The following is a 22878-nucleotide window of genomic DNA, read 5'->3' as shown; positions in this document are numbered from 1 at the left end:
CTACTTTCCCTTTACAGCTCTCTCTTCTGGAAAGCCATATAATCAATTGTCATAATTGCCGTGGTTATGAAAATAAGCACAATAGATTTTGTTATTTCGATCCCTTCGTTGAAAACATTGGAACCCAGAATATAAGGGTAGAGGTTTAGAAAGGCAAAGGGCTTGAAAATCCCAATTATTGGAAGCCCTATTATCGTTGCGATGCCTATAATCAGTGGTTTTGTCTGGTCATTTGAAAGCACAGAATAAAAGATGAAAACAGAAAAGAAAAAAGCACCGCCAATCAACTGATGAACCAGTATTTTGAATGTTAGACTAAATCCTGTTTCATAACCTGCAAGATTCATTGCAATAGGTCCTGCCAAGGAGAACAGCACTATCAAGCAGGAAAGAACCCCAAGTCCTGTGAGATATTTCATGAAGAACACTCTTTTCCTTGTCAATCTTGATAGGAGAAAATAAATGGTCTTTTTGTCTATTTCTCGGGCAAATATGGGAATGGAAATTATCAGAATAATTAGCGGTATGAACTGCCCGAGATTTTTTCCTTGCCATTGACTTACCAGATAAAAGTCATTGTTTCCTATATTGGAAAGAAGATCGGGATTTGCAACGAGATTCTTCGCAAACTCTGGCATGTCCTCTGTGCCCATGCCTCGCAATATTTCAACAGCAGTTTCCTTCATTGCAACGGTTGCCACAAGGGCTATAAGCAGAAGAAGCGAAACGATGATTAAGGTTATTTTCAGTTCCCTTATCTCCTTATAAAACATTCTTTTCACCCCTTATCACTACCTGGAAGAATTCATTTAAGTCGGGTACATGACAATCACACTCTTTTTCTGGATGAAAAGTTATGCCTTTCGTGTCAACCATAAATATGTAAAAACCATTCTGCCTGAATGCAGAGACAACATCGTATTTCCTTGTATCAATTTTTTGGGCACTCTTCAAGATAATGAATCTTTCCTTTATTTCATCAAGAGTGCCTGAAAAATGAATTTTCCCTTTATGCATTATCGATATTCTATCCGCTATTCTTTCCACTTCCGGTATGATGTGAGAAGTGTACATGACAGAACTTCCATCGATTACCAGATCACGTATCATCTCAAGCACATCGTCCCTTTTGATTGGGTCCAGCCCCCAGGTAGGTTCATCAAAAATATAGAGTTGTGCCTGCCTGGCAAAAATCAATGCAAGATATACCTGTGTTTTCATTCCATGGGAAAAGGTGCCGATCTTCTTTTTCATAGGCAATTGAAATTTTTCAAATATTTCTTTGGCCCTGTCTTCATGGAAGTCATCAAAGAGCTTTTTGCACATTTCTATTGCCTGTGTGCCTGTGAGGGACTTGTAGAAGTTCTTTTCATCAGGTACAAAAGCTATCTTTGCTCTAACCTGGTCGATTTCTTTTCCAAAGAGCATGATTTCCCCAGTATAGTTCACGAAACCCAGTATTGATTTGATCGTAGTGGTTTTACCGGCTCCATTAGGTCCAAGAAGGGCGTGGACTTCCTGAGGTTTCACATCAAAATCAATCCCATCCACTGCTTTTGTTCTTCCGTAACTTTTTTCAAGCCCTCTTATAACAATAGGTTCGCTTACTCTGTATTTTTCCATAGCTCTTTCACCACCTCGATAATTTCTTCAAGCTCTATCCCGCTTCTTTTTGCTTTCCTGATTGGTTCCAGGAGCTCTTTTTGCAAGACCGCCATGAAAATTCCCCTGGTTGTCTGAATCTCAGCGTTTACGAGAAAACCGATTCCCTGCCTTGCAATTAAAATACCTTCGATTTCCAGTTCTTTATAGGCCCTTATCACTGTATTTGGGTTTACCCTCAAAATCGAAGCCAATTCCCTGATGGAAGGTAAAACATCATCTCTCTTTAATTCGCCATTCAATATCTTTCCAAGTATTCCCAGCTTTATTTGTTCGTATATTGGCATTGAAGAGCGTAAATCCAGATTTAATAACATTGCAACACCTTCTCTAATTATATAGCTTACTGTACTATAACACATAGAACAGTGATTGTCAAATAAAGGGCTGGAGTTTTTCCAGCCCATATTAATTACTACTCAGAAGCTTTTCTCATTGCGATAGCCATATTCTTGCCAAGTAGTTCACACCTTTTCAATTCTTCCTCACCAGGAGAATGAAGGGCTTCTATTACCGGTTCAACCAAATTCCAACCTTTGCGGTTAGTTGCAAATTCTTCGAGTTCCTTTAACGCCCCGCCGCTCCAGCTATATGAACCCAAAACTCCCACATATCTGTTCTTCATCATTCGATTTTCAATAGCTGAGATCAGCTGCTTCATTGGGGGAAACAGTTCGGTGTTATAAGTACAACTTCCCATTATCAATCCCTTAAATCTCCAGATATCACGAATGATGAATGATAAATGCGATCTGGCAATATTGTGAAGTCTGATTTTTTGAACCCCTTCATTACACAAACCCTTTGCAACAGCTTCCATCATCTTTTGGGTGTTTCCGTACATAGAGCCATAAACCAATACTACACCTTCCTCTGTTTCCTGTTTGCTCCAGCGGTCATAAAGCTCTATTATTTTATCCGGGTTTTTTCTCCATACCGGACCGTGTGTGGCCGCTATGGTCTTAATATTCAGTCCCTCGAGCTTCTTAAAAGCGCGCTGAACCATTGAACTATAACGCCCAACGATGTTCGAGAAATATCTCAATATTTCATTTTCATAATATTCCAGATCTACCTGATCATCGAAAATACCGCCGTTAAGCGCTCCAAAACCGCCGAAAGCATCACCTGAAAAGAGGGTTCCTGTCTTGATATCGTAAGTCATCATGGTTTCTGGCCAGTGAACCATAGGCGTTAAATAGAATTGCAGCTTATGAGAGCCAAGTGAAAGAACTTCACTATCTTCAACCGAAACCGTGTTTCTTGTTATCCCATAGAATCCTTCCAGAAACTGGAGAGTTTTTTTGTTCCCTACTATCTTCATTTCAGGGTAGGCTTCAACCAACACTTTTATCGCACCTGAGTGATCAGGCTCCATGTGGTTTATCACGAGATAGTCAACGCTTTTTCCCTCTGGAAGCATTTTCTTTATCTTGTCAAGATATTGGGAAAAATAACCACCTTTCACCGTATCAATAAGCGCAATTTTTTCGTCCAATATCAAATATGCGTTATAGGAAACTCCCTTAGGTAGCGGCCAAAGACTTTCAAAAAGGTCTGTTTCATAATCGTTGACGCCTATCCAGTAAATATCTTCACTAATCTTAATTCCCTGGTTCATTTTATCTCCCCCTTATACATAACTTAATTAAATCCACTATCTATTATAAACGAAAGGCATTGAGCAAATAGATGTATAATTAATTATACCGGCAAGGAGGGGATAGATGTGGAGCAGGTTCCTATAAAAACTGTCATGGCAATCATGATAGACCATAGAAAAGAGGCAGCGACAAGGGTTCAACAGCTTCTTACAGGCTGGGGATGCCTTATAAAAACGCGCCTGGGTTTACATGATGGAGTTCTGGATAATTGTTCAGATGTGGGTTTGATCATACTTGAGCTTGTTGGTGAAGAAGAAAAACATAAAGAGCTTTGCAGAAAACTAAATCTGTTGAATGGTGTAAAAGCGAAGTATATAAATCTCTCTTTTGACGAGCAATGACATTGAGAGGAGTGAAATAATGAGGAGAACGCTGTTGCTCCTGGTTTTTCTTTGTTTTTTTTCTGCGATCTTTGCGCAATTGAATATTATGAGTGTGGACACTTCAACATTCCCGTTGATAAGGATGAAAATTAGCGGTGAAGAAGCAACTATGTCTTCAATTCAGGTATACGACAATGGAAAAGCAGCAAAGTTGCTCGATTTCAGCATGGATTCCTTTGAAGACAGAAAGCCACTGGATATTGTTTTTGTTATAGACAATTCGGGAACAATGGGCATTAAAATTGCTTCCGTAAAAGAAAAAGTGGCATCCATCGCGGAGGATATGAGAAAAAATGGTTATGATCTTAGATTTGCCGTCCTTGGATTTGGCACAACAATAAACCACGAATTCGTTAACTCAAAGGGCTCGCGCTTTACAACATCGGTAGTGGAACTTCAAAATCGTCTTTCCGAGGTTTTGTCATATGTGGGTGGAGCTGACGAGTGCCAGATAAGAGCTTTGTACACAGCCGCGGGCTATGATTTCAGGAAAGATGCAGGAAAGGTATTGATTTTGATTACTGATGAAGACAGCTATCAAAACGCCGTTAATGACTCGTTTTATCAGGGATTGATGAAAAAAATAGCAGAGCGGCATTTAAATGTCTTTGTTCTTTATCAGGACCCTGATGAACGTTATGAAGAAATTGCAAATCAAAGTGGTGGCAAAATCTTCAAATTTGATGAAGAGGACTTTGAAAAAGCTTTTGATGAACTCTTTGTCATGCGTAAATTCACAAGCACTATGAGCTTCTTTCTTCCATACAGTTATCCTGAACTAAATCCAGGCGAAGAACATGAATTGCGCGTTGTAAACCTTAACACAGCTTCTGAAGCCACAACCACAATAAAAATCCCCGAAGAAAGTAGAACAACTCTGAAAATTTTTGAAATGGATCATTCCGGATTTCCGGAAATCCATCTCAAAATCAGCTTAAATACCTATGAACAAGCGCTTTATGAAGACGGAATAACGGTGTATGAAAATGGCGTAAAAGTGAAAGATATTTCCCTTTTGGCTTTAAGCAGGAAAATAAATGCCCCTGTTGATATCGTTTTTGTGCTTGATACGACTGCGAGCATGATCAATGAAATCAGGGCAATGGTTGAAAATCTAATAACTTTTACAGAAATCCTTGAAAACTCAGGTCTTGATGCGAGAATTGGACTTATAACTTTCGGTGATGAATTGAGAAGTCGTTATGACCTTACGGATAATTTCATTAAAATAAAAAAAGTGCTTGAAGAGCAATACGCCACCGGAGGTGGTGATATTCCTGAAATTTCTCTTGATGCCATTATGGGAATTTCTGAGCTCAATTTCAGAAAAAATGCTCAGAGAATAGCAATTGTTGTTACAGATGCTGCTCCTCATTACAGGGGCGATGGAACAGATTTTTCGGGATATTCAGTTAGTGAAGTGCGGGAATTTCTTCTGGAAAACATGATAACATTCATACTGGTCGGCCCTGAAAAGGCTGTTGAATTTCGGGATTTGCGAAAAGATGTCCCGGGAAAGTTCATAGAGATCTCATACGCCCGTATCAGGGATTTTGGAAGTATTTTGAACTCCATCGCAATGGAGATAACTTCTCAATTTGAAATAACATACGAATCACCTGATCATATTACTCCCGGGGAAAGACGTGTGCATGTCGGTTACGGGATAGTTGGCGATTCAACCGTTTATTCCATTTTACCCCCGATTGATTTTGAGATAAATTCCTTTGTCGCAAAGCCATTTGTCGTTAAACCCGGAGAAACTGTCGAGTTGCGTTGCACAACATATCCTGATGACTTGCTTGAGTTTGACTGGCATGTGGAATCAGGTGAAATAATCGAGCAAAAATCCAGTAAAGCCATCTGGAAACTCCCGGAGGAAGAAGGAGCATACATTGCCACTGTTATTGTGAAATCTGCAAAATTCACTAAAAAGGCTGAGGTGGTGGTAATGGTATGCGAAAAAGCTTGTGGACAGTGAAATGTGCTAAAATGAGACTTAGGGGGGATAAAAACGGATAGAACAAGGCTCATCTGGCTTCACGAGAAATTAATCAGGGGAGAATATCCTTCACTTAAAGAAATGACCCTCGCTTTTAGGATATCCACAAGACAGGCTGAAAGGGAAATTGAATACCTTCGCAGAGTTTTTCATGCGCCGCTTAAATATTCGAGAAAATACGGGGGTTACTATTACGCTGAGCCTTTTGAATTTCCGTTGCTATTTGGCCCGAGCGCTGGTATGCGAAAGAAGAATCCGGTGGTTTCTGTCATAGAAGGTGCAATATCTCGAAAAGAAAAACTGTTCGTAAAACTCCCCGAACACTCCGGAATATTTATTCCTTACTATTACAGCGCTTCACGCGAAGGCTTTGTGGGGCGCTTTGAAAACTCAAAGAAAATCCTTGAGATAAAACTAAAGGAACTGAAACTTCTTAAAACTATAGATAAACATCATACAGAAGTTCCCGTTTTCAATCTCGAAAAGTCTTTTCCGACAGAAATAAGAGTGGCCAGGATCAAAAAAAATTCTGAAACTCTTCTGCTGGTTTACGAAAAACCTCTCGACATAGTTAAATGGCTTCTTGAAAACAAGAAAGTAAATTTCGAAATCATTTCACCTAAAAAGCTCATCAAGGAATTGCTTTCCATCTCCAGAGTAATTGAAAAGACAATTAAAGCAGGCAGTTCTTGATCGTTTTGAAGGAGGGGTCAAATGCCAGCAGCAATTGAGGTTAATAAACTCGTAAAACACTATGGGAATGTAAAAGCCGTTGACGGCATTTCTTTTAAGGTGAAAATAGGCGAATGCCTTGCTATACTGGGACCAAACGGTGCGGGAAAAACCACAACTGTTGAGATTCTTGAAGGACTTAGAAAGCAGGACTCTGGCGACATATTTTATTTTGAATCAAAAGTTAGAGAAATAGGAAAAGAGATAAAAGATATAATCGGGGTTCAGCTCCAGACAAGCTCTTTCATGGATTATCTAACTGTTAAGGAAACCATCAAGCTTTTTTGCGGACTCTATTCGAAATCTTTGAAATCAGAAGATTTAATACAGCTTGTCGAACTCAAGGAAAAATCAAAAACCCTTGTAAAAAATTTGTCAGGTGGCCAGAAGCAACGTCTTGCACTTGCTGTTGCACTTGTTAACGACCCCAAAATTCTTTTTCTTGATGAACCCACAACAGGCCTTGATCCTCAGGCGAGACGGCTTCTCTGGGATACAGTTCTCAAGCTAAAGGAAAGAAAAAAACAATAGTGCTCACCACTCATTACATGGAGGAAGCTGAACAGCTTGCGGATAGAATAATCATTATTGACCACGGTAAGATTATTGCTTCTGGAACTCTAGAAGAGCTTGTGAAAACTGTTGAAGAAAATCAATTTGTTGAATTTAGCCTATCTGACTCGGACAACAGCGATTCTGTTTTTGCTGCATTTCAGAAGCATTTTCCAGAACTTAAATTGGATAACGGTAAATTCATTTGCCCCACTCATGACATCGAATCCACCCTTGAAAAGATCTTCTCCATTCTGGGAAACCATAACAGCAAAGTGGAGAACATAATCATAAGGAAACCCAATCTTGAAGATGTCTTCTTGAAACTCACCGGTCATTCTCTCAGGGATTGAGGGGGTGTCCTTTTGAAGCGTACTCTGACTTTGCTAAAAGCTTTATTGAGAAGCGATCTTCGGGAGTTCGAAACCTTTTTCTGGTCTCTTATCTTTCCACTCATACTTTTTTTCCTCCTCAGCTCGATTTTTGGAAATCTTGGCTCAGAGTCGGGAATAAGTTTTGAGATAGGTGTGGTCAGAGAAGAAAAACTCACGGGTCTTGGTGTAATAATTGATGAAGTACTTAATTCAATATCAGGGGAAGAAGGGCCCTTTACACTCAGGGAATTTTCCTCTGTTGAAGAAGCAACAGAGGCACTGAAAAAAGGATCGATAGAGCTGGTATTCAAAATTCCAAAGGGAACCAGCTCAAAGCTCGCTGCTGCAACGCTGTTAAAAACATCAGTTGTGAAATCTGAGCTGGAAATGTTTTATATACCAGGAAAACAAAGTTCAGAAATCGCTGCAGATATTATGAACAGCGTTTTTGATCAGGTCGATTTAGAGATAGCCAAAAGAAAAGAACCCGATTATATATCACTGGAAGTGAAGATGACTTCCCTTTTGAGGAAAGAATCAGAAGAATTTAATTACGTTACCTTTTTATTCCCCGGCATTCTTCTTATGAGCGTGCTTATAGCAACTCTAATGGATGGACCTTACAGCTTGACTTTTTCAAGAGATTCAGGGCTAAACAGGAAGTTATACAGCACGCCAATCTCGCCATTAGAATATCTGACAGCAAATGTCTTAAAGCTTGTAAGCATTAATATAATCTCAGCGGTTCTGCTCTTCACTCTAGCCCTTACCTTTTATCCTGTTGACCATGGAATACTATCGCTGAGATTCATTGGAGCTTTTCTGTTCTCATTGGTCACAATGCTACCCTTCGGGTTGATGATAGTTTCTCTTGTGAAAAAACCCTCTGCAGTGGTTGCTATAAGCCAGATTACCTTTCAAAGTATGATGTTTCTGGGAGGTCTCTACATTCCAATTTCAAATGTCCCTTCAGGTATGAAGGCGGTTATGTATGTAATCCCAACAACTTATCTGGTGGAGCTCATGCGGCGTATTCTGGGTTACAAATTTGGCACTATGTCAGATTCTATGCTGATCATTGTGCCTTTAATCTGGGCGGTGACGTCAATCTCCATCTTCAGTCTTAATTTTAAAAAGGTGATGGGATATGAATAAACTCAAACAGACGGGCTATATTTTCATGGCATTTTTCAAAGAATCATTCAGGAACAGGCTGGAGTTTTTTTTCAGTCTCGGTTTCCCAATACTTTTTCTCGTGATGTTTGGCTTCTTGTTTGGTGGCCAGGAGGGTGTCTCTGTGCTAAAAATTGGGCTCTTTTCGCAAAATGAATTGATAACCGATACTGTAAAGAGCATCAGCGGTTATCATGTTGAGATATTTAATTCAACGGAGGAAATGCTGAAAGCTTTAGAAAATGATGAAATTGAACTGGCTGTATTCTTTCACGATAAAGAGATAGAATTCATTATAAAGGAAGGGAACCCGGCGCTTGAAGGTGAAATCAACACTGCAAGAAGTGCCATGGTTTCGATTATTGAAGGTCAAATCAACGGAGTTAAAGAAATAATAGAACTAAAAAAGACCCCCATATCCGCAGGGTCTTTTATCACCACAGAGGCAGATTATATAATGTCAGGTGTTATAGGCATATCAATTCTTTCGTCCGGGATGTTTGCTGTCATCTCCATTTTTGGTCGATATAGAAAAAGGGGGATTTTAAACCGCTTCCGTGCTACACCCATGAGTTCCACGGCTTTTGTCATAGGAAGTACGTTAACAAGGTTCATTGTAAGTGTATTCTCTGTTTTTATCATTATGCTGGTAAACAAATTACTGTTTGATTCAAAAATCGCCCCTGAGTGGGGCCCCCTTTTCGTGGTTGTGATTTGTTCTACCATGGGTATGATGGCTCTTGGATTGTTTCTTGTTTTGATTTTCAGTGAACCTCAAAGCGCTCAAAGTGCGGGAACTATACTTTTCGTAGTTATGACTTTTGCTTCGGGAGTATATTTTCCCATAGCTTTTCTTCCGGAGTTCATGAAAAAGCTTTCGCTGCTTTTACCTGTTACCTATACAGTAAGGCTTGTACGAGGGACAATGGGAATAATTGAACTGAGTAAAAATGAATTTATTTTAGTGAACATTGCCTTTGCCATTATTGGTATGCTGCTTCTTATAATTGTTTCGAGATTATTTCTCAGAGCTCGCTGAATTTGACCATCCATCTGTTAAAATCGAAATGGTTAGCATTCCAAATTAAATGGAGGGGATACAATGGAATTATTGTTGAAATCAGGCACTGTATACCCGATAACAGGTGCTCCTTTCAAGGGTGATATTCTTATTCGGGATGGGAAAATTCAGCAGGTCGCAGAAAATATTATTGCGAAAAATGCTGAAGTTATTGATGCAACGGGTAAGTACATTTTTCCGGGTTTTGTTGATGCTCACTCCCATATTGGAGTTTTTGAAGAAGGAGCCGGGGAGATGTTTTACCAGGATGGAAATGAGATGACAGATCCCCTAACTCCAGAAGTGCGGGTAATCGATGCCTTTTATCCTGAAGATCCTGCAATTAAAAGGGCTCTTTCCGGTGGAGTAACAACGGTAATGGTAGTTCCAGGAAGCGCCAACCCTGTTGGTGGGCAGGGAGCTATTTTGAAATTAAAGTCAAAAATAGTAGACGAAATGATAGTAAAAGAACCCGCAGGCTTAAAAATGGCAACCGGAGAGAACCCTAAAAGAGTATATGGTTCGATGAACAAAGCCCCGGCAACAAGATTAGGAGTTGGAGCTTCTATAAGGAAGTATTTCCAGAATGTAAAGAACTACATGGCTAAAAAAGAGAAAGCAAAGGAAAAAGGGGAAGCATTTAACGAAATAGATCCCAAGCTGGAAATCGGCGAAAAAGTTTTAAGAAGGGAGATCCCGGCCAGGATTCACGCTCACAGAGCTGACGATATTCTGACAGCTGTAAGGATTTCAGAAGAGTTTGGTTTTGACCTTGTTATTGAACATGCCACAGAAGGATATAAAATAGCAGACTTTTTGAAAGCAAAAAACATACCAGTAGTTTTAGGGCCGATACTTGGCTTTAGGACAAAGCTGGAACTGAAAGACATGACCTTCGATTCGGTCAGGATAATTAACGAAAAGGGTATTCTTGCTGCTATGATGTGTGATCATCCTGTAATCCATCTTGAACACACCACCATCCAGCTGGGAACTGCACTGAGATATGGCGCAAAGGAAGAAGACCTACTGAAAATGGTAACAATAAATCCCGCAAAGATTCTCGGTATAGATGACAGAGTTGGTTCAATTGAATTGGGCAAAGATGCTGACCTCGTTATCTGGAGCGGCCATCCCTTTGAATTTAGATCTATTGTCGAAAAGGTTTTCATAGAAGGAAAAGAAGTTTACAGCCTGTAAATAAAAAAAGGGAATCATCAATTACGATGATTCCCTTTTTAATTCAAAATAAGATAAAAATGGTAGAATATAATTGATTGATATTTTAATCAAAATGTGAGGGATTTTTTTGAAAGAGAAGGTTGCTAAGGCCTATTTTGAAAGACAATTGCTTGTTGAAGGTGTAACACCGGAGCTTCAGAGAAAATTATCCCAATTTCCCCTTGGCTGCCCGCACACAGAAAGTGAAAGGGAAATAGCAGGATTGCTTTTCAGACTGGGATTCACAAGTGTTTCTTCATGCTTTGATTCCAGAAAAATACGGGATTTAAAAGAGATATTTCCCTTTATGGAAGTGAAAAAGGAACCTGGCATGATTTTCGGAACAACCGAAAACGACTTAAAGGTAGAATATGGTGAAACCATAAAAGTCCTTATACCTGAAAACCTGAGTAGATTGTTTATCCCCGTTGTGGTGAGTCTTATTTTTTTAAGCGTTATGCAGGAAAAAAGCAGTTCAGTTCCTTTAAAAAGCATACAATTACCGGTTTCTCTAAAACCCTTTCCTTATAAAAAGAAAGCGCTTGTTGTTGGTGCAGGCGGTCTCGGGTCACCAGCAATTGAAACCCTCCTGCGAAATGGGTTAGAAAACATTGTTGTTGTTGAGCACGATACTATTAGCATCTCCAACATCCACCGTCAGTTTTTTTATTCAAGCAAAGATGTTGGAAAGCCGAAGTCAGAAGTCCTCAGGAATTTATTAAGCAAAAGAGATAATTTAAGCCTGAAGATATACGATGAGCCATTCAAGCCAGAGATTTTGAAAAGAGAGTTTCCTGATATTGTAATAGCTTGCGTGGATAATTATGATGCAAGATATCAAATAAACGATGCGTGTTATAGGGAAAAAATCCCATTCATAGATGCTGGAGTCGAAGGTTTTTCAGGGTATGTGATGGCTCACAGGCAGATAGATGCTTGCTATAGATGTTTTGTGGGGAATGATAGAAAAGACATAAATGCTTTAAAGCCCATTCTTCCCTTCACAAGCTATTTTGGTGGCCTACTTCAAGCAGCATATGCCACACACATCCTGAGAAATCCCAATATCCCTCTGAAAGGTTTTTGGTTTGACTTAAAATCCCTAACTTTTACAGAATTCAATGTTGACAAACGCCCGGATTGCCCGGTATGCGTCACCAGTAATAGAGCGAGGTGAAAAAGATGGAAGTGATCTATGGAGACAAAAAATGGTCTTTCGATAATGAATTGTTGGTAGAAGACCTCCTGAAAAAAACAGGGCTCTGGAGAGACCCGGTTTTGGTTATGGCTGATGGCAGGATACTAGATAAAAAGGAAAAAATTCACGAAAACGCCAGAGTACTGATTATCAATGCTGCCAATGGTGGTTAGATGTGTATACTGAAGCATACTAATGTATAAAAAGCTTCCATGGGTATCCTTTTCTCTTATTAGTATTACCCGGCCCAGGTGCTTTTTGAAGTTTTTTGCAAAGACTGTTAAAATTTTCATGATAACCATAAATTAGATGGAGGTGACATTGTGACTAAGAAGAAAGTAATCATCATGGGTGCTGCTGGAAGGGATTTCCACAATTTCAACACTTATTTCAGAAACAACCCGAATTACGAAGTTGTTGCTTTTACGGCAACGCAAATTCCCGGAATCGAAGACAAAAAATATCCTGCTGAACTTGCCGGAGAGCTCTATCCCAATGGGATACCAATTTATTCTGAAGAAAGGCTACCTGAACTCATAAAAGAGTACAACGTTGATCACGTTGTTCTGGCTTACAGCGATCTTCCTCATCAGTACGTTATGGAAAGAGCAGAAATAGTGCTTGCTGCTGGTGCTGATTTTATGCTCCTGGGTCCCAAAGAAACCATGGTTAAATCATCCAAGCCAATCATCTCGGTCTGTGCTATAAGAACAGGCTGTGGTAAGAGTCAGACCACAAGAAGAGTTCTTGATATTTTGAGAGCAAAAGGCAAGAAAGTCGTTTCTATAAGACACCCTATGCCTTATGGCGACCTTGTAAAGCAGAAAGTGCAGAGATTTGCTGATTATTCAGACCTTGATAAGCATGAATGTACTATAGAAGAGCGTGAAGAATACGAACCTCATATTGATAGAGGTTCTATAATCTACGCCGGTGTTGATTATGAAGCAATTCTCAGAGAAGCCGAAAAAGAAGATGTAGATGTTATTCTCTGGGATGGCGGAAACAACGATTTCTCTTTCTACAAATCAGACCTTTACATTACTGTCGTTGATCCTCATAGGCCCGGCCATGAAATTAGCTATTACCCGGGTATGGCCAACTTGATTTTGGCAGACGTTGTTGTTATTAACAAAGAAGAAACGGCCAATCCTGAAGGCATTGAAACAGTAAGGCAGAATATTGCTAAGTACAACCCGAATGCCGTTGTTGTTGATGCAGCTTCACCTCTTACAGTGGAAGACAGTGCCACAATAAAAGGTAAAAAAGTACTTGTTGTAGAAGATGGTCCAACACTGACGCACGGAGAAATGAGTTATGGTGCTGGCTGGGTAGCTGCCAAGAAATATGGGGCTGCTGAGATTATTGACCCCAGACCCTATGCGGTGGGATCAATAGTGGACACTTACAGAAAGTACAATCACCTTGACCAGATTTTGCCAGCTATGGGTTATGGCGAAAAACAGATGAAGGAACTTGAAGAAACTATAAACAACGCCGATGCCGACCTTGTGATAATCGGAACGCCAATCGATTTGAGAAGGGTTATAAAAATAAACAAACCCGCTGTTAGAGTTGGCTACGAACTTCAGGAAATCGGTGAACCTACTCTTGAACAAATTATCGATGATTTCCTGAAGAAAAACAACATTTAAGTTAGATTGAATGTGTGCCGGGAGGACTCCTCCCGGCTTTTTTCAAGGAGGGGAAAAGATGATACCAGAAAGAATATTACGGTCGATGATTACCGAATTGCTTAGACAGGGGGCTGATTTTGCGGATATATTCATCGAAGAGAGAATTACCAACAATATTTCCATGACCAGCGGAAAAGTTGAAACTGCCCTATCAGGTAAATCCTTTGGTGTAGGAGTGCGTGCAACAAAAGGTTCCCAAAGTATATATGCTTACACAAATGAGGTATCCGAAACTGCCCTTATGTCAGTTGCAAAAGGCATCGGAGATGTGTTGGTTTCAGAAAGAAATGATGCTATGAGTTTGAGTTTTGAAGAGAAAAGTGTCAAAAATGACCATCTGTTCATATTAACACCTTCTTCAGTAGGTAAAGATGAGCGCGTTAAAATAATGAAAATAGCTACTGAGGGTGCTAAGAGCGTCTCGAAACTCATCTCTCAGGTATCAGTGGAATTCTGGGATTACGATCAAAAAATCTGGATATACAATTCAGAAGGGCTTAAAACTTCTGACAGAAGACTACGTACGAGATTAATGATTTCAGCCATTGCAACAAAACCCGGAGAAAAAGAGACAGGCTTTTTTGGTCCAGGAGCGGCGATGGGATTTGAATTTTACAACACCTTTGATGTTTACGAAGCCGGGCAAAAAGCTGGCCGCATAGCGGCAAGAATGATAAACGCTGAGTATGCACCCGCCGGAAAGATGCCTGTTATCATCTCAAATGAATTCGGTGGCGTGATTTTCCATGAGGCTTGCGGGCATGCCCTTGAAGCGACTTCAGTCGCCAAAGGAGCCTCTGTCTTTGCAGGAAAACTCGGCCAAAAAGTTGCGGCCGATTGTGTATCTGCTGTCGATGATGCGACAATTCCCAATGCCTGGGGTTCTGCAAACATCGATGACGAAGGTACTCCCACACGCAGAAACGTGCTCATTGAAAATGGCATTCTGAAAAGCTATCTAATCGATAAATTCAACGGAAGAAAAATGGGCATGGAAAGCACTGGAAGTGCCAGACGGCAGGACTACCGCTATGCTCCGACTTCGAGAATGAGCAACACTTTTATTCTTCCAGGTGAATACTATCCAGAAGAAATCATCGCCAACACCGAATATGGGCTTTACGCAAAATCCATGAGTGGTGGATCTGTCATTCCCGGAACAGGCGAATTCAACTTCTCAGTTAGAGAGGGTTACCTCGTCGAAAAGGGTAGAATAACAAAGCCTGTTAGAGGGGCCACTCTTATAGGCAAAGGCTCAGAAGTTCTCTGGAAGATTGATATGGTAGGCAATGACCTGGCAAGGGCGCAAGGTATGTGTGGCTCAGCCTCCGGCAGCATCCCGGCAGATGTCGGTCAACCTACGATAAGGGTATCAGAATTGATTGTTGGGGGGCGAAACAAATGAAATTAAAAGAGTTCAAAGAAAAGGTTTTTGAATATGCCAGACAAAAAGGATTGAACGATTTCGAGCTTTATCTCAAAATTCAGCACGAGTTTAATGTGAGCGCCCAAAAAGGAGCTCTCGAAAATTATAAAGACGCTACCCTTATCGGAGCCAGCTTTAAAGTGATTGAAAAGGGCAAGGTTGGAAATTCATTTACAGAAGTTTTCACTGATGAATCTGCTCATCAACTTGTCAATGAAGCAACGGAGAATTTGAAAATCATTGAGTCCGAATACGAAGATTTGCTTTACAGTGGGACGGGAAGCTATAACAGAAAAGACTTCTATCGAGGTGAATTTGACAAGCTTCCCAAAGTGGAAGCTGTCAAGAAAATTATCGAACTCGAAAAGGACTTGAAAAAGCGGGATAAACATATTACTATGGTACCCTACAACAGCCTTGGATTTTACGTTGAAGAAATATACATAGCAAATTCAAAGGGCTTGGACCTTTACTCTAAAAACGATGGCGGATATCTCTTTGCAATGGGGCTTGCAAGCGATGGGAAAGCACCAAAAAGTTCTTTCAATGCCCTTGTTGGTAAAAAAATAGAAGATCTGAATATTGAAATGCTATCAAACAGGATAGCTTCAGACTTAAAACTGCTACTGCATTCCTCCCCGGTAAAGAGTGGAAAATACAGTGTGATTTTCAGGAACAATATTTTTGCGGGTTTTTTAAGCGCTTTTGCCGATATGTTTTCCGCAGAAAATGTACAAAAGGGCCTATCCTTGCTCAAAGATAGGATCGAAGATAAAATCGCCTCAGACTGCTTTACCCTCATAGACGACCCCTTCTATAAAGAAAGCCCTGTAAACAGGTACTTTGACGATCAGGGTGTGCCTACAAAGAAAAAGTCTTTAGTGGAAAAGGGTGTCTTGAAGACTTATCTTTATGATCTAAAAACCGCGAAAAAAGACAATGTAGAATCTACCGGCAACGCCATAAAAATCTGGGGATACAAGGCCCCCACCGATATTTCATTTATCAACCTTATTGTAAAACCGGGTGAAGTGAGTTTTGAGGAGCTTCTTGAAGAGTTAGGAGAAGGGCTGGTGATTATCGGGCTTGATGGATTACATTCTGGCGCCAGTCCTGTATCCGGCAACTTTTCTCTTGGAGCCAGGGGATTTAAGGTTGAAGGTGGAAAATTACAGGCGGTGTTGATGGCATAACCGTTTCTGGAAATATCTTCAAAGTGTTTGAAAAGCTCAGGATGTGCGGTGATGATATTGCTTGCGGTATGCCACCGATGGGAGGCAATTCATCGGTCGTATTCTCTCCATCAGTCATTATCGATGAAATCGATGTAGCCGGTATCTGAAAGTATATCTCGGATCTTTCTTAAAGAGCTGTCGATTATTCTTGCAGTGGCTCCCCAGACTATAAGTCCGGGGAGTCTGTATTTTATTGTCTCTTCTCCGGAAGGGAGCGAAATAATCTCTTTCTCTGTGCAATAAAACAGGGAAAGTTTTACAAAGATAATCTCTTCGACTTCTTCCCTGTTTAACTTGAAAGACCTACCAGATACAAGCGCGACAAAGGGATGGACTTCAATTTTTGACATGAGGGTTTCTGTGGTTTCCAATTTATGAAGGAAAATAACACTATTTGCCTTTACACCTATCTCTTCTTTCATTTCTCTCAAAGCGGTTTCAACTAATGTCTCACCCCTGTCTTGCACACCTCCGGGGAAGCTTATCTGGCCAGGATGATTTGTGAGTTTTCTGGAACGTCGGGTGAGTATTAAATACAGATCGCCTTCTATTAGAACGATTGGAACGACAACCGCGGCTTTTTTCAAAACGCTACCCTCCATTTTAATGCTAATGAAAAGTCTAACATGTAATAAGCGAATATAATTATCATCGCTATCAAATTAATCAGAAAGGTGATTGAAATGAAAGAAGTGAGTTTTAACGAACTTCAAAGCGAGATTGAAAAAGAGTTAGTGCTTGTGGAATTTTCAACCCCTACCTGTGGTGTCTGCACCACGGTTAAAAGAAAACTCGAGGACATCGAAGAAAATTATCCACAGTGGAAATTCTTGTACGTTGATATGAACAAAAATCCAGAAGCCTCAGGTGCTTTTACTGTGTTTACCGCCCCAACAATAATCATCTTTCACAATGGAAAGGAACTCAACCGTTGGGCAAGGAACTTCGGAATGAACCAGATTACAGACTATCTTAATAGATTAACAGAAATGCTTTTCTAATGCACAACCTACAACGAAAACTGAGAGCCGAGACTAAGTGACCGAGAAGGCGAGAAATAGTAACCGAGAGTCCGAGATCCGAGACTCGAGATTCGAGAAACAAGAAAATCGTTGTACGTTGTGCGTTGTTCGTTGTACGTCAATTATTTCCATCCATTCTTGCTCTCTCCATGTTTTTCTGCCGTCAACTGCGCAGCAGTTCGAGACAGCCACGAAGTGGTTCGAAACAACTCCGCAGGAGTTCATAACAATCCCGAAGGGATTCATGTCGTTTTCTCAGCTTTTCAAGCCACGCACAACCCACAACCAGCAACCTACAACGAAAATAGAGATTCTCGGAATCTCGATTTTCTCGTAGCTCAAACCCTTCTTTTCAAAATGACGATTTCTATCCTGTCGGAGCAGTCCTCGGAAAGGTCGGCAAGATTTCCGATATGCGTTACAAGCTCTCTCAACTGCATTTTTTCAGCGAGAGAAAGCTCTGTAGAATATATTTTTTCAATGAGTTTTCTTTCAAAAATATCTTCTTCATGTTCAAGTTTTTCGGTTTCAATTACGAATTCTCCCGCTTTTTCGAGGTCTTCAAACATTTGCTCGGCTGCTTTCCTTAAAGCTCTAAAAGTTTTTAATGAGAGCTCCAACTGCTTTAGGATCTCCGCGTGGAGGTCTTTGGGGATCACCATTTTTTGAAGATATATTTGATCAGAAATGCTTTCTGCACTGTTTGCGATTCGGTCGAAATTTTCTACCAGTCCAAGAAGGTCGCCCCTGAAATTAGGTAAGAAAGCACCCTGATACATTTCTGATTCTACCTTACGTCGTATGCTGTCTGCTTCAGTCTCACTCTTGTGAACTTCGTCGTAGGATTCTTTTACCTTCTCAGGGTCTTTGTCCAGCATCTTTGAAATATATTTTTCAAGAGATTCAATGGTTTTTTCCACCGCATCTAGATGTTCTTTGAAGAGTTCAATAATGAGAATTTCTTTTTTCCCAAGAAATAGCATTCTATCACCACCTTGTTTTTATTATACCTCATACTCTCATATTGAAATCAACTGATATAATTCAGATGAGGTGGTTATTATGGGAAATGAAGAACGGCTGCTTGAATTGCTTAAAAATTCACGGTTGCCTGTAACCGGGAACACACTCGCTGAAAAATTGGGTGTTAGCAGGCAAATGGTGGTTCAATATGTCGCAACGCTCCGTGCCAGGGGACATAGAATATTTTCATCGCCTAAGGGATACCAGATGATGAAGTACACGGATCATATTCAAAAGCTTGTAGCCGTGAAACACTCAGAAGAGGATATCTATAAAGAACTCCATGCTATTGTTAAAGCCGGTGGCAAAGTTGTTGATGTAATTGTGGAACATCCTATTTATGGTGAGTTGAGGGGGATACTCGATATAGAAACAGAGGAAGATGTCGTGAAGTTCATAGGACGATTAAAAACTTCTAACGCCTCACCGTTACTCGAACTTTCTGGCGGTGTGCATCTTCACACGCTCGAGGCAAAAGACGTGGTGACGATGGCAAAAGTAATTGATGCTATAAAAGAATATTTAATATAATAATTCTAATGTGATAATGTTTAGTTAAATGGGTTTTTTATTGTTCGTTTATCTTAATTTATAATCTTTTTATTCCCTTGTTAAATTTTGAACAAATCTGCTATTATTAAAGTGTCATAGAAAACTTCGCTGATGTGTTTTGCTCCGTCTTCACGGAGTCCTACTATATTCCTTCCCGACTCATAATATAAGTCTTCATTCTTTATGCAAGGGGGAAAAGGGATGTTTGCCTTACATGTAAAATGCCCTCATTGCTTCAAAAGCCTTATGAATTCGAAGAGAATGATCGATGCCCATCCCAGTATTCAGCTGAGCGTTTCTTATGGCGACCATCACGGTACTATCTGGTTGAGTGCAATGTATGGAAGCTATAACTACAGCATGACTTTTGATATGCCTGACGGCGAAATTGCGGAATTTTTCTGCCCTCATTGTGGACACTCACTCACAGGCAGTGTAAACTGTCCTGACTGTTCAGCAAAAACCGTTCAACTTGAGTTAGAAAAGGGTGGGAATGTACATTTTTGTCCAAGAAAAGGTTGTAAAGGGCATCTTATTGCTTTTGATTCTGAAAACGAGCTCATCGAAGAGGCTTATAAGCACTATCAGTATATGGAACCCGAAGAAGATTAAATGGTATATCTTTTTAGCATTTATTCAAAGGATTTTTTTGCGAATTCATGTGAAAATATTCACTAAGGGGCGGTAAAGATGCTATGTTATCCGGAGGAACTTATAAGTTACTTACTCAGCACAGGGAAAACTGTATATGCGCCATTTAAGCACAGTGGAGAGTATTATTTTGAAATACTTACCGAAGATAATAAACAAGAGCTCTTTCTGGGTGGGTTCAGACCTGCTGATCCGATTAAATTATTACTGTTCCCTGCGAGAGTGGAACTTCTGGACATACCGAAACTTCCTGAAATCATTATTCTTGGAGTTAACAACTGCGACCTTCAAGCAGTAGGCTTCCTTGACAAGGCGCTGCTCGGGGAATTCCCCGACCCTTACTATGCCGAAATAAGGAATAAAACTCTTTTGATTGGTATCGACTGTAAAGAAGTTAAGGGAAGCTGTCACTGTATTTTGCAAGGCTATGAACCTTATCCGGAGAGTATTTATGACCTTTCAATCTCTGAAGTCGGTGGTATGTTTGTGCTTAAAAGCGGTTCTGAAAAAGGCGAGAAATTATTGGAAGATTTTTCGAAAGGCCATAGAATTTTGGAAGATATCCCGGATATTGACCGGGTAATAGAAAAGAATAGAGAACTTGTCAAAAGAGAGCTTGAGCAACTGAACAGTGGCTGGTCGATTTCTTCGCACACCGAGGAAAGAAAACTTGAACCTTTAAAAGAAGCTGTTGATTCCTGTATTGAATGTGGTGGCTGCAATTTTGTCTGCCCTACTTGCTATTGCTTTATGCTAAATGACGAAAGCAGGAAATCACATTTTTCAAAGGTGCGGTCCTGGGATGCATGTCAGCTCAAAGGCTATGCGCGTGTGGCAGGTGGTGGTAATCCTAGAGCGGAGTTATATGAGCGCTTTAACCATAGGTATGCCTGTAAATTCACATATACTGTTAGACAATTCGGTATCAGCGCCTGTACAGGATGTGGGCGTTGCATTGAAGTTTGCCCTGCAAGTATTGATATCAGGGCTACAGCCAGAAAGCTGACAATCAAAAAGTAGTGGTGATGCTTGTGGTGAATGCATTTGAATCGATACGCACAAAATTGGTGAAAGTAATTACCGAATCCCCGACAATCAAAACCTTTGTTCTTGATTGTGGAGGCGATTTTGAATTCAAGACCGGACAATTTGTTGAAGTTGGATTACCCGGGGTAGGTGAAGGGCCCTTCACGCCATCTTGCTCACATTACACAAAAAATCCCATAGAAATAACGATAATGAAGACAGGTTATATGACGGAAAAAATACACAGAATCACTGAAGGCTCGGAGGTGATTTTAAGAGGGCCTTATGGAAACGGTTATCCTCTCGAAAAATTTGAAGGGAAACATGTTTTGATCGTGGGTGGAGGTGTTGGCCTTGCTCCATTGAGGTCTCTGTTCCTCACTCTTGTGCATGATATTGAGCGTTATAAAGGGATCACGGTCTGTTTTGGGGCAAGGTCCCCAGAAGATCTCATATACAAAGAGCAATTGAAAGAGTGGGCAAAGATCAGGGGAGTAAAACTGCATTTATCTGTGGACAAAGTTCCCAAAGGTCAGAAATGGTCCGGTAATGTGGGTGTAGTAACAACTCTTTTAAAACCATTGGAATTTGATGTAGAAAACACGGTGGCAGCTGTTTGTGGCCCACCTATTATGATGAAATTTACTTCTTTGAGTTTGCTCGAAAAAGGAATAAAGCCTTCAAACCTGTATTTGTCAATGGAAAGCAAGATGTATTGTGGTGTTGGACTTTGCAGGCATTGTACCATTGAACATTATTTTGTTTGCAAAGATGGGCCTGTCTTTACCTATGACCAGTTTGAGAACCCGGAGGCGATCTGGGCATGAAAAGATTATTGATAGACATTGAAAAACTCCTATCAGAACCTGCTCAGCACATCCAATGCGAATATCTGTATCATAGCAAAAATAATGGTTTGCTTCCTCTTGTAGAAATTGCAGAGTTTGCGTTGTATTGTCGCCAATGCCCGGAAGCTCATTGTGTCAAAGCCTGCCCACGCGACGCATTAAAAAGACTACCGGACGGTACTGTTAAAAGGGCTAATCTTCTTTGCGTTGGTTGCAAATCATGTGTTCTGGCATGTCCTTTCGGTACTCTTTTTCCCGAAACAATTAACTTTGTAGCTGACCACTGTGATTATTGCGTTTCGCAAAGAATGAAAAATCAGGAATATATACCTCTCTGCGTAAAAACTTCTAAAAACGGAGAAATTTCTTTGGTGGAACTAGATGAAGAAGATCCTTCCAGCGGGTTGTATTTTGTAGGCAAGTACCTGGCTGTTAAAACCCATCACTGGAGATATAAGGAGGGGAAGGTTCTTTGATAGCCATATATACTCTTTTATTTCCCGGGCTTGTTTTTACGGCATTTTGCGGGATGATAGCATGGTGGATAGAAAGAAAGCTAAGCGCCCTCTTCCAGCACAGGGTAGGACCACCCTGGTATCAGAATTTCATTGACTTTTTCAAACTGCTTGGCAAAGAAAGTATAGTTCCAGCTGATTCGGCAGGCATTATGTACTCAATTTCTCCGTTAATTGCTTTTGCCTCGGTTGTAGCCTTTGCTACGATTCTGGGAAGTGCTGTTTTTCTAAAGCTTGAAATTGCTGGAGATTTGATTTTGTTGCTTTATCTAAGCTCTCTGGTTTCCACGGGGATTTTTCTTGGAGCTTCCGCTTCTGCTAACGTTTATGCCGCAATAGGTGCTTCCAGAGAGATAAAGATGCTTCTTGCCGATGAGCTGGTTTTTGTTATGGTGGTACTTGTACCTGTTGTAAAATCAGGATTTTCATTCAGACTTGAAGCAGTGTTGAATACTTCTGCCATTACTTCTCTTTCCGGTGTAATTGCATATATTCTCGGGTTAATGTGCATCCAGGCAAAGCTTGCTTTACAGCCATTTGACTTGCCTGAAGCCGAAACGGAGCTTGCTGGCGGTGTTGAAATAGAGTATTCAGGTGTTTTACTCGGAATATGGAAACTAACCAAAGCTATGGAATTCTTCATATACCCCTTGTTTTTAAGCGTTCTCTTTTTCGGCATAGGCAAGGGATTAGTTGGAATACTCTTAAGCGTTCTTTTTTACCTTATAACATTGATAATTTTGGTAATAATGAAAAATGTAAATCCGAGGGTGACCATAGACAAAATGTTGAACTTTTTCTGGAAGGTTTTATCACCATTAGCATTGATCGCACTCGTTCTCGCCCTTTTCGGAGGTTGAAT

At 40.4% G+C, this 22878-nt stretch carries 25 protein-coding genes and 1 pseudogene; 20 read left to right on the top strand and 6 right to left on the bottom strand.

Going from position 1 to position 22878, the window contains the following annotated elements:
• Nucleotides 1-11 precede the first annotated feature (11 nt).
• The 4 genes from AT15_RS05660 to AT15_RS05645 form a co-directional block, all read right to left on the bottom strand.
• Nucleotides 12-773, bottom strand: coding sequence for an ABC transporter permease subunit (locus AT15_RS05660; RefSeq protein WP_068347285.1), 762 nt, complete (start codon nt 771-773; stop codon nt 12-14).
• Nucleotides 763-1623 (bottom strand): ABC transporter ATP-binding protein, encoded by an 861-nt coding sequence (locus AT15_RS05655; protein WP_068347283.1) that lies wholly within the window; start codon nt 1621-1623, stop codon nt 763-765. The genes AT15_RS05660 and AT15_RS05655 overlap by 11 nt, the downstream gene beginning before the upstream one ends.
• Entirely contained in the window at nt 1605-1979 is a 375-nt protein-coding gene (locus tag AT15_RS05650; RefSeq protein ID WP_068347281.1) for a GntR family transcriptional regulator, read from the bottom strand. The genes AT15_RS05655 and AT15_RS05650 overlap by 19 nt, the downstream gene beginning before the upstream one ends.
• 98 nt (nt 1980-2077) lie before the next feature.
• Nucleotides 2078-3283: an FprA family A-type flavoprotein gene (locus AT15_RS05645; protein ID WP_068347279.1), complete on the bottom strand. Its 1206-nt coding sequence runs from the start codon at nt 3281-3283 to the stop codon at nt 2078-2080.
• 135 nt (nt 3284-3418) lie between these two features.
• Here AT15_RS05645 and AT15_RS05640 point away from each other — a divergent pair, with 135 nt between their 5' ends.
• The 13 genes and pseudogenes from AT15_RS05640 to AT15_RS05585 all read left to right on the top strand — a co-directional run bounded on the left by AT15_RS05640 (nt 3419) and on the right by AT15_RS05585 (nt 16486).
• Complete coding sequence (locus tag AT15_RS05640) at nt 3419-3667, top strand: hypothetical protein (RefSeq protein WP_068347402.1); 249 nt, start codon at nt 3419-3421, stop codon at nt 3665-3667.
• A 19-nt stretch (nt 3668-3686) separates the two neighbouring features.
• Nucleotides 3687-5690, top strand: coding sequence for a vWA domain-containing protein (locus AT15_RS05635; RefSeq protein WP_068347277.1), 2004 nt, complete (start codon nt 3687-3689; stop codon nt 5688-5690).
• Nucleotides 5691-5792: 102 nt separating this feature from the next.
• The gene (locus tag AT15_RS05630; protein ID WP_068347276.1) at nt 5793-6404 is read left to right on the top strand and encodes a hypothetical protein; all 612 of its coding nucleotides are present in this window, start codon (nt 5793-5795) and stop codon (nt 6402-6404) included.
• 21 nt (nt 6405-6425) lie between these two features.
• Nucleotides 6426-6974, top strand: coding sequence for an ABC transporter ATP-binding protein (locus tag AT15_RS10415; protein WP_235598519.1), 549 nt, complete (start codon nt 6426-6428; stop codon nt 6972-6974).
• Nucleotides 6975-6991: 17 nt separating this feature from the next.
• Entirely contained in the window at nt 6992-7348 is a 357-nt protein-coding gene (locus AT15_RS10410) for an ATP-binding cassette domain-containing protein (RefSeq protein WP_235598518.1), read from the top strand.
• A 12-nt stretch (nt 7349-7360) separates the two neighbouring features.
• Complete coding sequence (locus AT15_RS05620) at nt 7361-8524, top strand: ABC transporter permease (RefSeq protein WP_068347274.1); 1164 nt, start codon at nt 7361-7363, stop codon at nt 8522-8524.
• Nucleotides 8517-9581 carry an ABC transporter permease gene (locus AT15_RS05615; protein ID WP_068347271.1) on the top strand — a complete coding sequence of 355 codons (1065 nt, stop codon included), beginning with the start codon at nt 8517-8519 and terminating at the stop codon, nt 9579-9581. Before AT15_RS05620 ends, AT15_RS05615 begins: the two co-directional genes overlap by 8 nt.
• 63 nt (nt 9582-9644) lie before the next feature.
• Nucleotides 9645-10802: an amidohydrolase gene (locus tag AT15_RS05610; protein WP_068347269.1), complete on the top strand. Its 1158-nt coding sequence runs from the start codon at nt 9645-9647 to the stop codon at nt 10800-10802.
• Between the two features lie 109 nt (nt 10803-10911).
• Complete coding sequence (locus AT15_RS05605; RefSeq protein ID WP_068347267.1) at nt 10912-12000, top strand: ThiF family adenylyltransferase; 1089 nt, start codon at nt 10912-10914, stop codon at nt 11998-12000.
• Between the two features lie 5 nt (nt 12001-12005).
• Nucleotides 12006-12194: a hypothetical protein gene (locus AT15_RS05600; protein ID WP_068347265.1), complete on the top strand. Its 189-nt coding sequence runs from the start codon at nt 12006-12008 to the stop codon at nt 12192-12194.
• Nucleotides 12195-12344: 150 nt separating this feature from the next.
• The gene (locus AT15_RS05595) at nt 12345-13676 is read left to right on the top strand and encodes a cyclic 2,3-diphosphoglycerate synthase (RefSeq protein WP_068347263.1); all 1332 of its coding nucleotides are present in this window, start codon (nt 12345-12347) and stop codon (nt 13674-13676) included.
• Nucleotides 13677-13734: 58 nt separating this feature from the next.
• Complete coding sequence (locus tag AT15_RS05590; protein WP_068347261.1) at nt 13735-15123, top strand: TldD/PmbA family protein; 1389 nt, start codon at nt 13735-13737, stop codon at nt 15121-15123.
• Nucleotides 15120-16486 (top strand): annotated as a pseudogene (locus AT15_RS05585) (TldD/PmbA family protein). The gene AT15_RS05590 and the pseudogene AT15_RS05585 overlap by 4 nt, the downstream one beginning before the upstream one ends.
• Here AT15_RS05585 and AT15_RS05580 read toward each other — a convergent pair.
• Nucleotides 16448-16966 carry an NUDIX hydrolase gene (locus AT15_RS05580; RefSeq protein ID WP_161484657.1) on the bottom strand — a complete coding sequence of 173 codons (519 nt, stop codon included), beginning with the start codon at nt 16964-16966 and terminating at the stop codon, nt 16448-16450. The pseudogene AT15_RS05585 and the gene AT15_RS05580 sit on opposite strands and share 39 nt — an antisense overlap.
• Before the next feature lie 96 nt (nt 16967-17062).
• Between AT15_RS05580 and AT15_RS05575 the strand changes: the two genes are divergently transcribed.
• Nucleotides 17063-17380: a thioredoxin family protein gene (locus AT15_RS05575; protein WP_068347257.1), complete on the top strand. Its 318-nt coding sequence runs from the start codon at nt 17063-17065 to the stop codon at nt 17378-17380.
• 359 nt (nt 17381-17739) lie between these two features.
• Here the strand turns inward: AT15_RS05575 and AT15_RS05570 are convergent, their stop codons facing one another.
• Nucleotides 17740-18384 carry a TIGR00153 family protein gene (locus tag AT15_RS05570; RefSeq protein ID WP_068347255.1) on the bottom strand — a complete coding sequence of 215 codons (645 nt, stop codon included), beginning with the start codon at nt 18382-18384 and terminating at the stop codon, nt 17740-17742.
• Nucleotides 18385-18463: 79 nt separating this feature from the next.
• Here AT15_RS05570 and AT15_RS05565 point away from each other — a divergent pair, with 79 nt between their 5' ends.
• The 6 genes from AT15_RS05565 (at nt 18464) to AT15_RS05540 (ending at nt 22876) form a co-directional block, all read left to right on the top strand.
• The gene (locus AT15_RS05565) at nt 18464-18955 is read left to right on the top strand and encodes a transcription repressor NadR (RefSeq protein WP_068347253.1); all 492 of its coding nucleotides are present in this window, start codon (nt 18464-18466) and stop codon (nt 18953-18955) included.
• A gap of 222 nt (nt 18956-19177) precedes the next feature.
• Entirely contained in the window at nt 19178-19588 is a 411-nt protein-coding gene (locus AT15_RS05560) for a hypothetical protein (protein ID WP_068347251.1), read from the top strand.
• 78 nt (nt 19589-19666) lie between these two features.
• Nucleotides 19667-20647, top strand: coding sequence for a 4Fe-4S dicluster domain-containing protein (locus tag AT15_RS05555; RefSeq protein ID WP_068347249.1), 981 nt, complete (start codon nt 19667-19669; stop codon nt 20645-20647).
• 11 nt (nt 20648-20658) lie between these two features.
• Nucleotides 20659-21480 (top strand): FAD/NAD(P)-binding protein, encoded by an 822-nt coding sequence (locus tag AT15_RS05550; protein ID WP_201029940.1) that lies wholly within the window; start codon nt 20659-20661, stop codon nt 21478-21480.
• Nucleotides 21477-21977: a 4Fe-4S dicluster domain-containing protein gene (locus tag AT15_RS05545; protein ID WP_068347245.1), complete on the top strand. Its 501-nt coding sequence runs from the start codon at nt 21477-21479 to the stop codon at nt 21975-21977. Before AT15_RS05550 ends, AT15_RS05545 begins: the two co-directional genes overlap by 4 nt.
• On the top strand, nt 21974-22876 hold the full coding sequence (locus tag AT15_RS05540) for a complex I subunit 1 family protein (protein ID WP_068347243.1): 903 nt from the start codon (nt 21974-21976) through the stop codon (nt 22874-22876). The genes AT15_RS05545 and AT15_RS05540 overlap by 4 nt, the downstream gene beginning before the upstream one ends.
• Nucleotides 22877-22878: the final 2 nt, after the last annotated feature.

This window comes from Kosmotoga arenicorallina S304 (genome assembly GCF_001636545.1).
GTDB classification, from domain to species: domain Bacteria; phylum Thermotogota; class Thermotogae; order Petrotogales; family Kosmotogaceae; genus Kosmotoga_B; species Kosmotoga_B arenicorallina.
The sequence above is the reverse complement of the archived record's forward strand: the minus strand, read 5'-3'. Positions and strand labels throughout refer to the sequence as shown.